Raw genomic sequence first — 15,112 nt, forward strand, 5'->3', positions numbered from 1 at the left:
GGATGGGGAGAGGTTAAAACCTCAATTGGGTTGTATTTAAGCCTACAGAGAGAGGTTTTGATTGGGTTGAATCAATTATGTTAAAGGCGTAAAGTGTGGTGCTGTTGCCCCATGCTGAACTAACTGTATTAGGAGATCGGAGTTTATTTCTGTGTCTTCGTTCAAGGATTTTTGTTTATGTTCAAATATAGAACAACAATTGGATGGTCGCTGATTACTTCAGGTATCGTGACTCTTTTACTCACGTTTATACCGGGTGATTCGTTTTGGTGGGGAATTGCATTTCTTATAATTGGGGCTGCTATTTTCTTTATTAGAAAAAGCTAAACATCTCCTAAAATTTCAAACAGTAGGGTGCGTCAAATTATGCCCTGATTTACTGAGAAACTATGAAATAAATTGTTTGACGCACCAACCCCATCTAAAATGATGAACAGTAGCTTCTAGATGCCAAAGTAGATTGATTACATAAAAAATTAATAACGAGTCGTACAAGCCCAGGTTTCTGTGCGACAACTTCCGTTTCCACAGGCGGCGACGGCGGCGGCTTCTGCTTGTTGGCGTGTATCAGCCCAAGCCCAACCGAGTTTTCCGTTTTGATCTTTAGCAACGGCACCACAGGCGTTTTTAAACCAAACTTGTATTTTACAGCTAGACTGTCCACATTCTTGTAAAGCCCGTTTTTCGGCTTGTTCTCGCGTGGGATAATCAAAAGAATAGCCCCACATTTTCCCATCAGGAGTAATTGCGATCGCCCCATAGCTGTCAGGGAGTTGTGCGAAAACCATATTACTGATTAATATTTTAGTTCCCACAAAAAATGCAGTCACAATTCCTAAACGTTTCATTTTTCTTGAGTCGGGTTACATCTTTTCTAGATTACCCCAAAAGAAACCCGGTTTCTTTGAGAAACCGGGTTTCTGTACTTTTCTGTACTTCACGGGTTGTTAGACTGAACGACTGAAAAACCTCGATGATAGGGTTTGGGTTCAGCCACTCGCACTTGAAACTCTACACTTTCACTGCGATCGCCTTGTTTAACCGTTAACGTCCATTTTCCCGGTTGCATTTGCCAAAATAAAGAATTAACTGATTTTGTCGCTAATTTCTCACCATTTAACCACCATTCTACAGGCTCTTGACTATTTCCCATCATTTTAAATTCTAATTGCGGAGATTGATCAGGATTCACCAAAAAATAATCATCCGGTTGAGGCGATAAAATCCTCAGTTGATTGGCGGTTAAATCAAACCGTTGCTGTCGGGCTAACCATTCATTATATTCGGGTGTTAACTTCAAGTTTTCCGCCGAACTTTGATAAGCTGGAACATCATCTTGATGAAAATATTCTAACACAATTCCTGACTGACAATCGGAAGTTGGTTTTTGTCCCGTTGTTGCACAAATTGGCAATTTTACCAACTCAGAAGGAACCGGAAAATTAAGCGGTTCTTCTTGGGAATGTAAGTGCATGATAATTCGACTCCACAACGGCGCCGCACCCATCACGCCGGATACATTTTGCATCGGTTTTCCGTCAAAGTTTCCCACCCAAGTCGCGACGGTATAATCTGTTGTAAATCCGACTGTCCAAGTATCCCGATGATCGGAAGATGTTCCTGTTTTAACCGCAACGGGAAAGGGTAAATTTAACACAGATTCTACTCCAAATGCAGCCGCCCTCGCATGAGAATCACTCAACATATCAGTAATAATTTGCCAAGTTTCAGAGCGATCAATTTGTTGCTCATTTTGAGTTAAATTTTCGGTTAAAGTTGTAACTAACGGTTTAAACTGTCCTTGGTTCGCTAAGGTGACATAAGCTTGGGCGAGTTCCCATAATGTTACTTCTCCGCTTCCTAAACTTAATCCTAAACCATAATGTTCGGGAGGTTGGTTTAAATGTTGAAATCCCAAGGTTTGTAAACGCGATAAAAACACGGGTACAGTGACTTTTTCTAACACTCTGACAGCCGGAATATTTAAAGAATTTGCTAACGCCAATCGCACTCTCACAGGGCCTAAAAACGTTTCACTATAATCTATTGGGCTGTACAATTTTGCACCGGGAATTGCATAATAAGTCGGAACATCTGCGAGTATTGTATGAGGCTGAATTATGTCTTCTTCTAAAGCGAGTTCATAGAGAAAAGGTTTCAAGGTTGAACCCGGTTGACGCAAAGCTTGAACCCCATCATTACTTCCTAAGTTGCGGGTATTAAAATAGTTGGGAGAACCGACATAAGCTAAGACTTCTCTCGTTTTATTATCAATCACAATTGCGGCTGCATGATTAACATTTTTATCCGCTAAAGCCATCACCACTTGTTTAACTTGGGCTTCTACAAATTGTTGTAACGTTAAATCTAGAGTCGTTTGAATATGAGGCTTTTGGGTAGAAGTTTCAGAATAATTTTCCATCTGTTCAGACACCCAAAATAAAAAGTGTGGGGAAGCCATAACACGGAGTTGAGGAAGTTGGAATTCTACATTTTCTCGATTAGCGTGTTCGGCTTGTTTGGCAGTAATATAACCATCCTCAACCATGCGATCTAAAACATAGCGTTGACGCTGTTTTAACCCTTGTAAATTGTAGTAGGGATTTAAGTCAGTTGGATCATTGGGTAAAGCAGCCAGTAAACTCGCTTGAGATAAGCTTAAATCTGTGGCGGGAATGTTAAAATAAGTGCGAGAAGCCGCTTCAACTCCATAGAGATTTCCCCCCATTGGTAAACGGTTAATATAGGCTTGTAGAATCTCATTTTTATTCATTCCCGCAACTAACCGCCAAGACAACCAAATTTCTCGACTTTTATTCACTAATGTTGTCGGTGCGGGTTCCAACATTCGGGCGAGTTGCATGGTAATTGTAGACGCACCACTGACTATTTTTCGGGCTTGTATTGCTTCTAAAATTGCCCGTACTATTGCTTGACTATCAACCGCACCCCGTTGATAATATCGTTTATCTTCTGCGGCAATAATCGCTTGAATAAAATGCGGTGAAACTTGATCTAATGGCACAACTGTGGTATGATTTTGATCGCGGCTGAGTAATATTCCGAGGGGCTGTCCATAGCGATCGCTAAATTCAACCGCGAGGCTATCTTGCGTGATATTTTGGGCGCGAATGGGAGCGAGATAGGGAAGCGATCGCACTGTTACCCCGGTGAGAATAACTGCTAAAATGACTTGAATTTTTTTATTTTGAAACCAGCAAATATTTTTCATTTTTTTATCCAAATAAATAAAGCACGATAAATTATGAATTATGAATTATGAATTTTGCCTCTTGCCTCTTGCCTCTTGCCTTATTTAGTTTCGACAATGCGATCGCGTGTTAATCCGGAAAATAATGTTATCCTAACTTTTTTTGATTCATTCAGTAGGATCACGGAGTTGAATTTTTATACAAGCCCTGAGTCAGCGCTAAAAGTTCAGTGGTTGTACGGATGCTTTTTAGGGGGTTTATGTTTTAAATTGAAACATAGAGGTTTCAATCAAGTTAAGGATGTACAAGCCTATTCTATCGTCACCAACTTGGCTGAAATTTTAATTCTTACTTAGAGGTTATAAAATGGTTGCTCAATCTGAAACGAAACCCAACTCCCTAGAACTCGCTAAACAAGGTAATCCTCAAGTGATTGCTGCTTTATTCAACCGTCAGCTAGAACCCAAAGGTGTTAGTGTTAAAGCTACATTTAAAGCGGGTTGTCTACAGCTTATTCTTGAATCTTCTCAAGTTCCACCGCAGCAAGTATTAGTTCAATGGATTAAAAATGCACTGTTAAAATTTGGTGAAACTGAGATTAAAACCGTTAAAGTTTATGGACGAGAAGCTAATGAAGAATTTCCAGATTGGCAGGAAGACTTTACAATAGCAAATTCTACGACTCCGAAATCTCTACCTCAAGAATTAATAGAAGAAAAAGCATCAGAAGCTCTAGTTCAAGCCAAATCTAATCAACTGGCTGAAAATTCTAATAAAAAATCTTCTTTCTTCGGTTCTGTATTGAATTCAGTGGGTGGAGCAGTAGTTGGGGCGGCTGGAACTGTTAGTAATGTTGCAACTCAAGCAGGTCAAAATGTAGCAAGTGCTGCAATAGGTGCAGGTGGAGCGCTCAGTAATGCGACTTCAAAAGCAGCAGACGGAATGGTCTATATGCTTGATGTCGTGAGTGAAAATCAAATGGTACAATCTTTAACAAAAACGCTGCAAATTGAGTGGTTATTAGAACCTATTAACAAGATAGATATTGTTAAAGCGGAAATAGATGTACAGCAAATAAAAGCAAAATTTCCGAATGAAAAGCCCAATGAAATTAGTCATCGAATTATGCTAAAAAAAGCATTCTATGTTGGGGGTTCGGGAATAGCAACAAGTATTGTACCAGGGACAGCAGTAGCATTGATTGCTATTGATATTGCGGCTACAACTGCACTGCAAGCAGAAATGGTTTATCAAATTGCTTGTGCTTATGGATTTGATTTAAAAGAATCTGCAAGAAAAGAGGAAGCTTTAGCTATTTTAGGTTTAGCTGTAGGAGGAGGTCAAGCATTAAAAGCCGGAGGAAAATATGCGGTAGAAGCTGGAAAAAAATATGCGGTAAAAGCTGGAGAAAAATATGCGATAAAAGCGGGCTTAGGTTTCTTCCGAAATATACCTCTAGCGGGTGCTGTAATTGGTGCAAGTACGAATGCGGCGATGCTTTATGCTGTTGGATATGCGGCTTGTCGGTTTTATGAAGCGAAGTTAAATCCAGCGACTATTGAAGTAACTTTAGAAGCCGCTCAAACCGAAAGTGAACACTATTTAGAGGCTGCAATTACTCAAGAAGTTATCATGGATCAAATTCTACTTCATGTAGTTTTAGCGGGGAATCCTGGCAAAACTTTGAAAGAAATGTTACCTGAACTTAAAGCGGCAAATTTGTGTCCTGCTTCTTTAGAACTGCTCGAAAAAAATACTAATTCTCTAACTCCTCTAGAAAAACTACTTAATCAAATTAGTAGTGACTTCGCTGTTCCTTTACTTGCCCAATGTCAACAAATCGCAAATTTAGATGGTGTAATTACTCCCGAAGAAGCTAAAGTTATTCAGACAATTACTCAGAAGCTTAATATAGATTTACTCGAAATTGCCCAGTAATTGTACAAAATAAAATTTTTGCGATCGCATTTTTTAATCCATGCCCATAAAGTGCGATCGCTTTCGTTACCTCCCTCGATTGAAATTAACCTCAAACCCAAAAATATGAACTCCTGTTATCAACAAAATTCCTCTCAAAACGCCAATTTAGACATCATGTATCCCGCCACAGGAACTTTAGCCGGAGTGGGTTTATCGGCGACAATTGGTAACATGGGTTTAGTCGGATCATTTGGGGGGGTTGCGGTTGGTGGCTTTCCCGTTGCGGTTGCGGGTTCAGTCGTTGGTTTTGCGGCTTATGGTGCAACAGAAGCGCTCAAAAATAGCGATCCTGATGTCATTTTTCCCATCGCAACCGGTGCAACAATTGGCGTCGGAATGTTCAGTATTTTTGGTGGAATGGGGTTAGGAGTTGCGGGAACTGCGGTGAGTATTGGCGGTGCAACAATGGCGTTTGCAGGTGGTGTTGTCGGGTTGGGAATTTACGGTGCTTTTAAAATGATTGAAAAAGTTGATAAAATGGCACCAGGAGAAAGCGCAACTCAAGCTTTTTGTCGCATGGAAGAACGGATTAATGATGCTTATTTGGATTCATTTTTTTATACGGAAGCGTTGCTAGAAGTTGCCGAGTTAATTAATCCTGATTTGGCTTGGGAACGTAAATTTAGAGAGTTAGAAATAGAAGAAGAATTACAACAACTGAAAGCGCAGGTTAAACCGTTACCCAAACGTGAAAACGTTAATGTACAAATAAAAGTAACCGGTTGGTATGACTGGCATCCTCATCTAGCTATTGCATCAAATAGCATTAAACGAGAGTTGGCGAAATTTCTTCATATTCAAGTTGAACATCCTCAAATCAAGTTAATCATTTGGACTATTCAAGAGATTAATGTTAACCCATCAGCTAGAAATTATCTAGGGAATCAATACAAATCACCCAGTATTTCTAAGATTGTTGAGTTTGAGTTAAAGATTAGCTTAACTTTATCGGTTCCTGTCGATCTTCTCGCCTCGGAAAACTTAAACGATATCGTTAATAAACATCTGGAGATAGGCGAACTTTCTAGCTTGGTTAAGGTGGATAAATTTGCTGTAGTTTAAGTCTAATGTTATCAAAATTATTGATAAATCATTGCTTCGACTTCTTCTAACGCCTGAAAACTGCCAACTTGCCAGGAACGTTCAACCGCAGTAGAAACAATTTCAGAAATCTCAATATTAGGAAAATTGGGGCTAGTTTCTGATTGAATATATTTGCCGTTTTCAAACAGAAAAATGCTTAACTTTCCCTGATGATAAATCCAGAGTTCGGGAACTTCTAGGGCTTCGTAAGCGGCTAACGTTGTTGGGGAAGTGACATCAATTTCTATTGCTAAATCTGGGGGCGGATCGTTCGGTTCGAGTCGGCGCCGGTTGATCATTTGTTGATAGTTTTCGATGTAAAAACTAGCGTCGGCTTCAACTCCGGCTATTCCTTCTTTTTTAAACGTTGTTGAACGAAAAGATTCGTATCGTTTCCCTAGAGATTTTAACAGCATTTTGACAATATCGGAAATAATTTCTGTGGGTTTTTCGTGTTCGGGTAAAGGAACCATAATTTCTAAAGTGTTGTGACTATAAACAACTCTCGAAGATCGCTTTTCTCCGAGTTCTTGTAAAATGGCTTCAAATTCCTGCCAATTAACATTAGGAATTGTTACCACACTTCCGGGTGAAAAGTTCATTTGACTAATGGGTTTAACAATAGGAGTTTTTACCGTCATTTGAAAAACCTGTGTAATTATCCTACTTTATTTTAACTCAAATCTCTAAAATAATAACCCAGGAATCGCTCTACCTATTGTGCGAGTTTTTGATATAATGTAAAACAGACTCCAGCTTTAAGATTCATCCGAATTTTCTGAGGAGATTAACCCCATGAATTCGACAACTCGTTTACAAGAAATAGCAACATCTTTACCGATTTTCGCTGAACCTGAAAAAAAGGAAATATTTTTGTTTGTTTTGGGTGCTTTAACGGCTAAGATTATTAGTTTAAGGAAAGCGGCAGAAGTGATGAATTTTGATGAGGAGGCTTTGTTACAAACTTTAGATTTGTTGGGAATTGAGTTTTCCTATTTAACAGAGGAAGATGTTACACAAGAAAGCGTTTGGTAGAAATAGTGAAAATTGTCATCAACTCATCTCCGATTATTTTTCTCGTCAAGTTACAATTCCTCGATATATTTTTAGCCCGTGATGATGAGTTTTATATTCCTTCTGGGGTTGTTGAAGAAATTGAGGCTAAAAGTGATCAAGTCAGTCAGGTGATTTCACCTTTAATAGAAGCAGAAACACTTCAGGTTGTTTCAACTTGTTTACTTTCTCTGGTGAACCGTTTAAATCTAAATTTGGGGCGAGGAGAATCGGAGGCGATTTCATTAGCAACTGAACTACAAGCTGATTTAATTATTTTAGATGATCGGGCAGCACGCAGCAGGGCTGTAAATTTAGGGTTAAATGTAAAAGGAACGTTAGCTCTGATCAAAAAGCTGAGTCAAGAGGGTAAAATTAAAATAGATAACCTTGATGAATTTTACGACAGACTACAGCAAATAAACTTCAGACTTTCTCGTTCCATCTTTGATGCAGTTTTCAAGAATAGTGAACCTTGATTCCGGCTAATGATTCTTCTTTATTTTAACTCAAACCTAAAAAATAATAACCGAGGAATTGCTAAACCAACCGGAATCGCTAAAGTCATTAATACCGCTTTAGTAGCAGCAACAATAGTATTAACTAATAATAATAATTCGGTTTCAGTTCCTAACGCTAAAATTTGAGTTAAACCACTAATTGCCCGAAAAATAAACACACCCGGAATCATCCCCACAACCGCCCCAAATGCGATCGCAGCAGAAGGCGCTTGATAGCGTCGAGAGAAATAAACCGTCATCAAACCGACAAGAGTAGAAGCAATTAAATTCCCCCAAACGATTCCTAAATCAAAATTTAAACAGATTTCTCTTGTGCCATGACCCACCATTCCACACAACACACAAGCCGCTAACATTTTTTTAGGAACGTTGAAAGATAGCGCGAAACCCATTGCAACTAACCCCGCAAAAAACATATCTTCAGCTAAGGGTAAATGAACGCTTTTACTACTGGCTGAAATTAACGTTTCTGTTGCACTAGCCGCTAATAATAACCCAAAGGCAATTGCACTTAAAATCACACAACTTAAACCCAAACGAGCGATGCCAATGGTTATATGATTTTCCAATAAATCTAAGATAGCATTAATTAAATGAACCCCCGGAACGAGCATCAAAGACGGTACAATTAAACAGAGTTCGGGCGTTGAACTCAAACCCAACCGCACCGCTACACCGCCAATACATCCACTCACAAAAGCCGCTAAAAAGGCAATTAAAAAGGGATTAAGTCGCCGTTTTCCGAACTGTTGACGCAAGAAAACGCCGACCGCAGTTGCAATACCAACAATCAAAAATGTTGACCAGTCTGCCCCAAAAAGTTTAGCCAAACTTCCCGAAGATATCCCTAACATTAAAATCAGCAACCAAGGGTTATAATGAGGCAAACCCCCATCAATTTTTTCGAGTTCTTCAACGGCTTCTTGAGGTTTGATTTTCCCTTGTTTGATCGCATCAATAACTTGATAGACGCGAGTAATGGCAGCCATGTTAATATTCATCGCCGGAACACTGCGACTAAAGCGAGAAATAAACTGATTTCCAATTTGAGCGGTTAATGTTAAAACTTTGTAGTCTACAAACAAACGCACAGGCCAATTAAAGACATCAGCGAGTTGATAAACAGCTTGATGAACTCGACCTGTTGCAACACTATTTTGTAATAACAAGCGACTGGCTAAAAGAATTAAGTGAAATTTCTCTTCAATAGCAGTTTGTTCAGAGTATCTGAGATCATTTGTATCAGTATTCATTGGCTAAAGTTAGGAGATAAAATCACTAAAAAGAGAATATATGTTAGGTTAAATAGTCTAACCAAGTGTCAACAATATCAGATGAACCGTACCATTTTCCAGGGGAGCGGGGAGAATGCCAAACCCCTTCTAAAGTAATATTTTCAGCCCCTTCTAAATGTGCTGCTTCAACAGGCGTAATTCCATCTCCCCAAGTTTCTCCTTGACCAATGGTAAGCTGATAGCTATTATAAGGAAGCCAAGTTTTAAAGGTTCGAGTACCATAAACCGCTTTACCCGCAATACAAACATAACGCACCTGAGAATAAAACGCACCCGGATAGTTGTTTTTAACAAAATCGAGGTTTTTTCTCGTCCAACGTTCTTGGCTAATATGAGGCGTTCCCAGTGTAATTAAAGTGTTAACAACCGGGTACATATTCCACAAACCCATCACGGTTTCTGTAACATCACCATGCACAATATAGGGTTTTTCACCGATAAAAATTCTGGCGATCCATCCGCCCGCAGAATGACCAACAAGATTAATTTTAGGAACTGAATATTGGTGCAGAACCTGTTGAACGGTTGCATTTATTTTCTGCAAAATTGGCACCATTGAACGTCCACCAATGGTCGGAAACCAATCTCGTTTCCGCAGAGGAACCACAACCGCAGGAATTCCCTGTTGGTTGAGATATTGTGCGAGTAGAGAGTAATCTTCTGCACCTGCAAAAAAGCCCGGTAAAATTACAGTTGGTAATGGCATTTTTATCTTGATTTTGGGGGATGATCTCGAACTTTTCGTGTAAATTTATCCTAGAACTAGGTTAGTATTTTAGCTAATCCCGATTAACAGACTCAGAATAAGTGATAGCGCAACTGATCACAAATTGTCAAGGTTGTACGGCGTGAAATTCAAAATGTGAAAAGATTGCGATCATCTTGATCCCATCAATATCTTGCTAAAATTAGCAGACTGAACCTAGTTCAACGATTATTCAGAGTCTCCCTCGTAGGTAATCCGCTCAGATTTATAACTCGGTGGCTCTACATGAATGACCGTTCTAACCGGACTAAAATATTTTTCAATTTTAGCTTCGACTTCTTCGGTAATTTGGTGCGCCGTTTTCACATCATCCGCCTCAACAATCAGGTGCATTTCGATAAAAACCTGACGACCCACAACACCCCGAGAAGCAATGGCATGACAATTCATAACACCCGGAATACTCATCGCTAATGATCGAATTTTCTCCGGTGGAATTGCCATCTTATCAGTTAACCAAGGCAAATTTTCTTTGAGAATTTCCCAGGCACTATGAAAAACTAAAACTGCAACGGGAAACGCCATCACCACATCTAAAGCTTCTAATTGAGGAACATTCCATTTACGACCTAACCACACACCAATTAGTCCAGCAATGACCATTAAAGTTGTCCAAATATCACTCATGGTATGTTGGGCATCAGCAACTAGGAACGCACTTCCAAGTTTTTTGCCCATATACCGTTCGTAGTAGGCAACAAAAATGTTAATTCCTAATACAATTAACAAAATCCAGAGCGCACCCGAATCAATTTTGATCGCATCTCCACCGACAAAAATGCGTTCAATTGCACTACTGAGTATTTCAAAACTAGCAATACATAGAAAAACCGTCACCGCCAACGCACCCAAAGCATCGTATTTTTGATGTCCGTAGGGATGTTCTCGGTCAGGTTTGGGAGAAGCAAATTGATTCGCCACTAAACCAATAATATTGTTAGCACCGTCTGTAACACTATGTAACGCATCCGCCAGTAAACTCAAAGATCCAGTTAATACCCCCAAAGTTGCTTTGATTGCCATAACCACAACATTCAGCACGAGGGTGAGAATGAGAACTTTGCGGACTTTGGGACGATTGTCAGTAGCCACAATGTCTCCTTTGATTCAACAATTAAGGATTTATCTCTAGTTTATACAACTAATAGCAATTAAAAATAGTTCTGAAGGAAGAATTAATTCAACTTTTAATAAAGTTTCTCAATAATTGATTAAACACATTTATTGATCTTTTGCAAATTTAAAATTATACCAGCCTAAATCAACGGCTTAGAAAGGGATTAGTTCAAACAGATAATATTTTTTGATCGGTCTTTCTGCGTCTTCTACTCACAAATATTATCTGTAACTTCATTTTTTTGGGAAAATTGACCGAAACTAATCCGCCTGATCAACGTCAACTTTACCACGTCTGTTGTATCCGCAGTCCCCAGTTGTCCTTTTTTAGTAATTAGTCCGGAATTCCTCCAATGACACCTGCATCAAGCAACAGAGACCAACGAGTGTGACGAAACAGGGGAGGGTGGCTCCTCCCCCTTTCTAATCTCCAAAGGTGGTAAAGCATTGACAAACGCAGGACTTGGCTCGACTAGCTGTATCAGGGTGATAATTTAAAGGATTTTGGATGAAGTCGAGAGGGGATACAAAACCTGTTAATCACCTAAAAGACAACGAACTGCCATTCACTACAGCACCATTTATCGATTGTAAACGAGCTTGAAATGTTGAATATTTTTGATAACGTTCTGAATTTTTTTAAGAGCAACTGGCCTGTATTTGAACCTCTCGTTAAAGTTCTGTTTCCCGCTTATACTCCCTTAATGGATGTGGCTGAACCTGTTGCAAACTTACTGATTAAAACCTTATTCTCTCAAGAAAAATCAGCCTTAAATTCGAGTAAAATTACTCAAGATGAAATCATAGAAATTCAAAGTGATTCAGATTTTATCACCGATTACCAAACTCGGATGAACCGTTCAAGTAATTCATCCCAATTATTTCTTCTCACCAATGATCAGGATATTTTAGCCCCTCAAAGTTCAGGAATAATCCCTCCACCAACAGGTGAAATAAAACCGGAGTGGACAGCAGAAAACCCCGGCGGAATTTTGGCTTTAGATGGCGATGATTTCCTGATTGCTTCTGTTGAGATGGATGTGATCAATGGAAATCAAGGTGCAGATACAATTGCAGGTTTAAGCGGTGATGATGTCATCCGAGGCGGTCAGGGAAATGATGTGATTGGTGGCGATTTGGGCAACGATTTAATCAATGGAAATCGAGGGAGCGACCAAATTTGGGGCGGTGAAGGCGATGATATTGTCCGAGGAGGTAGAGATAATGATACTTTGTTTGGAGGTGGAGGAAACGATCTGTTAATTGGAGATTTAGGGGTTGATATTTTAACCGGAAATGAAGGAGCGGATCAATTTGTTCTGGCGGGAATCAATACCGATGCCGATGTGATTACTGATTTGAACACCGCAGAAAGCGATCAGATTTTGATTGTCGCCAATTTTGGGATGGAAAATATTACGGTGAGTTCCTTTGATTCTACACAGATTACCTCGAACCTTCCGGCGAATATTGATAATATTCAAGGCACTCTCATTCAAGAAACAAAAACCGGAAATGTTCTGGGAATTGTGACCGAGATCACCAACATCGAACAGGTGAAAAACGCTATCGTTTTTGTTAATCCCAATGACCCCATGTTAATGCTAGGATGAGCTTCCGGATGTCATCACCTTCCCTCTGTACATTTGATTCAGATGCTTCCAAAAACTGCATAAGTGTTGTTGCATGAGATGTATGTACCAGTAGAGTCGTAAAACACTCAATCCGGTTATCTTTCAATCTACTTGAGGCTGTAGTTTTTGGAGTAAGCGTTTTGTCTAGGAGGTGATTGTCATGCAAGTCAGATGGAAAAAGTTTTTTGCTAAAACCTTGATTTGGCTACTTGCTGAACTCTTACTCAACTTTATTGGACTGGACGACTTAGCTGACTACAGCGAGTTTATCTTCGAGAGAAATGTAATTATCTTCAAAGGTTAATAAAAATAGGTAGACCATTGCTCAATCAATGTCTACCCTTTACCTTGAAATGAGCCGATTAGACTCATTGAGTTTTTAGCATTGATGACTGTTCTTAAACATAGAACAGAACAGATGAATAAACTGAACAGTTTTTGGTGGCTGGCATTTCTCATCTATTTGATTTTAAATCACTTGATTTAAAATGGCAAGCCTAGAATTTAAATTAAACTTTAGTGATTCGGAAATCAGTGTTTTTCTTGTATTCATCACTGCAAAAATACTAAAAGAAGAGACTGGAAATCTTTTCCATATCTCTTCTCGTATGTCTACTCCACATTATTGAGAGAAATGAGAGCTTTGCGACTTAAACCCTTTGATGAATTTAGTATGACTCATTTCCAATCCCGATAAAATACATAAAGTTAGTCTTTTAGTCAGAGCCTATATTAACTTTCTTTCTGCACAAACTTCACCAATATTCCCTCAAGTTTTACAAAACTAGCTTGACTTAAAATTTTTGATCGAATCGCTTTACAAAAGCTTTACATAAGGGGGTTGAATGTAAAGTTGCTTCTGAAAAGTTCATGTCAAGTTCATAATTTTCACAATTTGTCAACCCCTAAAATTATTAAATCCGTTAAGAATTGTTGACCACCCTGATCTATTGAGGAAACTGTCTAGATCTGACCTGATCACAATACTGCTGCACAGCTTGAGTCACCGTTTCTTGCAAATTGGCATAAGTTTTCGCAAAAGGCGGTTGCCAAGCCGATAACCCCAACAGATCCGGCGTGACCAACACCTGACCATCACAATGCGCCCCCGCCCCAATACCAATCGTCGGAACCCTTAACTTTTGGGTAATTTCCTGCGCCAACTTTGCCGGAATATGTTCTAATACAACAGCAAACGCTCCCGCTTCCTCCAGGGCTAACGCTTCGGTTAAAATCCGATCTGCCGCTTCAGGCGTTTTCCCCTGTTTGCGAAATCCCCCCAACTGATGCACCGACTGCGGCGTTAACCCCACATGACCCATCACCGGAATACCCGCCTGTACCAAAAAACGCACCGTTTGCGCCATTTCAGGATATCCCCCTTCTAGCTTCACCGCCTGCGCCCCCGTTTCCTTCATCACCCGTCCCGCCGATCGCATCGCCTGTTGAGGACTTTCTTGATAAGTTAAAAACGGCAAATCAACCACCATCAACGCTTCTTTTACCCCACGCCGCACCGCTTTGGCATGATGCAACATCTCCTCTAACGTTAGCGGCAAAGTCGTTTCATAGCCCAACGCCACCATCGCCAGAGAATCTCCGACTAAAATCACATCCACACCTGCTTGATCGAGTATTCGCGCCATCGCATAATCATAAGCCGTCAACACCGCGATCGCACGCCCAAGTTGTTTGTATTGGATTAATTGTTGAATACTAATACTCATAATTTCAGTGAACAGTGACCAGTTGTTTTCAGTGACCAGTAACCAGTTATGTAGGGGCGGGTTCCGAACAAATCTATATCTTCCCATGCAAAACTGTTATAAACCCGCCCCCCAGTAACCAGTGACCTGTAAACTGTTCACTGTTTACCGCCATCCCAACCAACGCAAAATCGGCACAATTAGATAATGACTCACAGCCAAACATAAACCCGTTGTACAACCCAAAATCCCAACAAACCCCAAACCCAACCAAAACTCTCGCCACTGCGGTTGAGTCATCACAGCAGGAAATTGCAACATCTCAGGCGGAAACGTCGGATCTAAACTCAATCTCCAAAAAATCCCCGTTGTTCCCACCGCCACAATCATTGCATAAACCCAACGATGACTGGGTAGCCCTAACCCTAACGTTAGCAGTGCAGTCGCTAATCCCATAGACAGTTGTGCTATCGACTGTAACTCCGTTAACCCCGGTATCATCCCAAAAAAGCGGAGCATTTGCCAACACATTCCACCGACGATATAACCCACACTCCCCATCACCGCCGCCCGTCCATAACGACGGTTAATGTCAAACCCCCCCGCATCCGTTAAACCCAGTCCCGTTCCCAAACCCGCTAAACCCAACACCAAGATTTGCGTTCCCAATTTCAGCGCCGCCCCTGGAAACCACAACGGAAAATTACTCGATAAAACCTCCGCAAACGCTTGACCCAGGGGAGTCC

The 15,112-nt window shown here is 40.2% G+C and carries 13 protein-coding genes and 1 pseudogene; 6 read left to right on the forward strand and 8 right to left on the reverse strand.

Translation table 11 applies throughout. The features are described from left to right. Window positions 1-476 precede the first annotated feature (476 nt). Both WN50_RS12110 and pbpC read right to left on the reverse strand, forming a co-directional pair. A complete protein-coding gene (locus WN50_RS12110) occupies window positions 477-848 on the reverse strand; it encodes a DUF4189 domain-containing protein (RefSeq protein WP_046277532.1) in 372 nt (123 codons plus the stop codon). A gap of 89 nt (window positions 849-937) precedes the next feature. Then, window positions 938-3,232: a penicillin-binding protein 1C gene (pbpC, locus tag WN50_RS12115; RefSeq protein WP_046277533.1), complete on the reverse strand. Its 2,295-nt coding sequence runs from the start codon at window positions 3,230-3,232 to the stop codon at window positions 938-940. A gap of 346 nt (window positions 3,233-3,578) precedes the next feature. Here pbpC and WN50_RS12120 point away from each other — a divergent pair, with 346 nt between their 5' ends. Then, a complete protein-coding gene (locus WN50_RS12120) occupies window positions 3,579-5,150 on the forward strand; it encodes an EcsC family protein (protein ID WP_046277534.1) in 1,572 nt (523 codons plus the stop codon). Next, a complete protein-coding gene (locus tag WN50_RS35315) occupies window positions 5,151-6,254 on the forward strand; it encodes a hypothetical protein (RefSeq protein WP_063847387.1) in 1,104 nt (367 codons plus the stop codon). A 17-nt stretch (window positions 6,255-6,271) separates the two neighbouring features. Here WN50_RS35315 and WN50_RS12130 read toward each other — a convergent pair whose 3' ends face one another. Then, window positions 6,272-6,916 carry a Uma2 family endonuclease gene (locus WN50_RS12130; RefSeq protein ID WP_046277535.1) on the reverse strand — a complete coding sequence of 215 codons (645 nt, stop codon included), beginning with the start codon at window positions 6,914-6,916 and terminating at the stop codon, window positions 6,272-6,274. A gap of 154 nt (window positions 6,917-7,070) precedes the next feature. On the opposite strand from WN50_RS12130, the gene WN50_RS12135 reads away from it, so the two are divergent. Both WN50_RS12135 and WN50_RS12140 read left to right on the forward strand, forming a co-directional pair. Continuing rightward, window positions 7,071-7,310, forward strand: coding sequence for a hypothetical protein (locus tag WN50_RS12135; RefSeq protein WP_046277536.1), 240 nt, complete (start codon window positions 7,071-7,073; stop codon window positions 7,308-7,310). Between the two features lie 5 nt (window positions 7,311-7,315). Beyond that, window positions 7,316-7,807 (forward strand): PIN domain-containing protein, encoded by a 492-nt coding sequence (locus WN50_RS12140; protein ID WP_046277537.1) that lies wholly within the window; start codon window positions 7,316-7,318, stop codon window positions 7,805-7,807. 20 nt (window positions 7,808-7,827) lie between these two features. Here WN50_RS12140 and WN50_RS12145 read toward each other — a convergent pair whose 3' ends face one another. The 3 genes from WN50_RS12145 to cdf31 form a co-directional block, all read right to left on the reverse strand. Next, complete coding sequence (locus WN50_RS12145) at window positions 7,828-9,102, reverse strand: threonine/serine exporter family protein (RefSeq protein ID WP_046277538.1); 1,275 nt, start codon at window positions 9,100-9,102, stop codon at window positions 7,828-7,830. Between the two features lie 43 nt (window positions 9,103-9,145). Further along, window positions 9,146-9,850 carry an esterase/lipase family protein gene (locus WN50_RS12150; RefSeq protein ID WP_046277539.1) on the reverse strand — a complete coding sequence of 235 codons (705 nt, stop codon included), beginning with the start codon at window positions 9,848-9,850 and terminating at the stop codon, window positions 9,146-9,148. Window positions 9,851-10,078: 228 nt separating this feature from the next. Next, window positions 10,079-11,002: a CDF family zinc efflux transporter Cdf31 gene (cdf31, locus tag WN50_RS12155; RefSeq protein WP_046277540.1), complete on the reverse strand. Its 924-nt coding sequence runs from the start codon at window positions 11,000-11,002 to the stop codon at window positions 10,079-10,081. A 629-nt stretch (window positions 11,003-11,631) separates the two neighbouring features. Here cdf31 and WN50_RS30910 point away from each other — a divergent pair. Continuing rightward, entirely contained in the window at window positions 11,632-12,639 is a 1,008-nt protein-coding gene (locus WN50_RS30910; RefSeq protein WP_053221500.1) for a calcium-binding protein, read from the forward strand. Window positions 12,640-12,820: 181 nt separating this feature from the next. Next, the gene (locus tag WN50_RS35320) at window positions 12,821-12,964 is read left to right on the forward strand and encodes a hypothetical protein (protein WP_200906266.1); all 144 of its coding nucleotides are present in this window, start codon (window positions 12,821-12,823) and stop codon (window positions 12,962-12,964) included. A 643-nt stretch (window positions 12,965-13,607) separates the two neighbouring features. Here WN50_RS35320 and panB read toward each other — a convergent pair. Further along, a complete protein-coding gene (gene panB, locus WN50_RS12165) occupies window positions 13,608-14,387 on the reverse strand; it encodes a 3-methyl-2-oxobutanoate hydroxymethyltransferase (RefSeq protein WP_046277541.1) in 780 nt (259 codons plus the stop codon). A gap of 144 nt (window positions 14,388-14,531) precedes the next feature. Next, window positions 14,532-15,112: pseudogene (locus tag WN50_RS12170) on the reverse strand (serine/threonine protein kinase); the annotation flags it as partial.

Source organism: Limnoraphis robusta CS-951, assembly GCF_000972705.2.

Coding starts and splice junctions, on each gene's coding strand:
- WN50_RS12110 (WP_046277532.1), bottom strand. CDS start 848: ATGAAACGTTTAGGAATTGTGACTGCATTTTTTGTGGGAACTAAAATA.
- pbpC (WP_046277533.1), bottom strand. CDS start 3,232: ATGAAAAATATTTGCTGGTTTCAAAATAAAAAAATTCAAGTCATTTTA.
- WN50_RS12120 (WP_046277534.1), top strand. CDS start 3,579: ATGGTTGCTCAATCTGAAACGAAACCCAACTCCCTAGAACTCGCTAAA.
- WN50_RS12130 (WP_046277535.1), bottom strand. CDS start 6,916: ATGACGGTAAAAACTCCTATTGTTAAACCCATTAGTCAAATGAACTTT.
- WN50_RS12135 (WP_046277536.1), top strand. CDS start 7,071: ATGAATTCGACAACTCGTTTACAAGAAATAGCAACATCTTTACCGATT.
- WN50_RS12145 (WP_046277538.1), bottom strand. CDS start 9,102: ATGAATACTGATACAAATGATCTCAGATACTCTGAACAAACTGCTATT.
- WN50_RS12150 (WP_046277539.1), bottom strand. CDS start 9,850: ATGCCATTACCAACTGTAATTTTACCGGGCTTTTTTGCAGGTGCAGAA.
- WN50_RS30910 (WP_053221500.1), top strand. CDS start 11,632: ATGTTGAATATTTTTGATAACGTTCTGAATTTTTTTAAGAGCAACTGG.
- WN50_RS35320 (WP_200906266.1), top strand. CDS start 12,821: ATGCAAGTCAGATGGAAAAAGTTTTTTGCTAAAACCTTGATTTGGCTA.
- panB (WP_046277541.1), bottom strand. CDS start 14,387: ATGAGTATTAGTATTCAACAATTAATCCAATACAAACAACTTGGGCGT.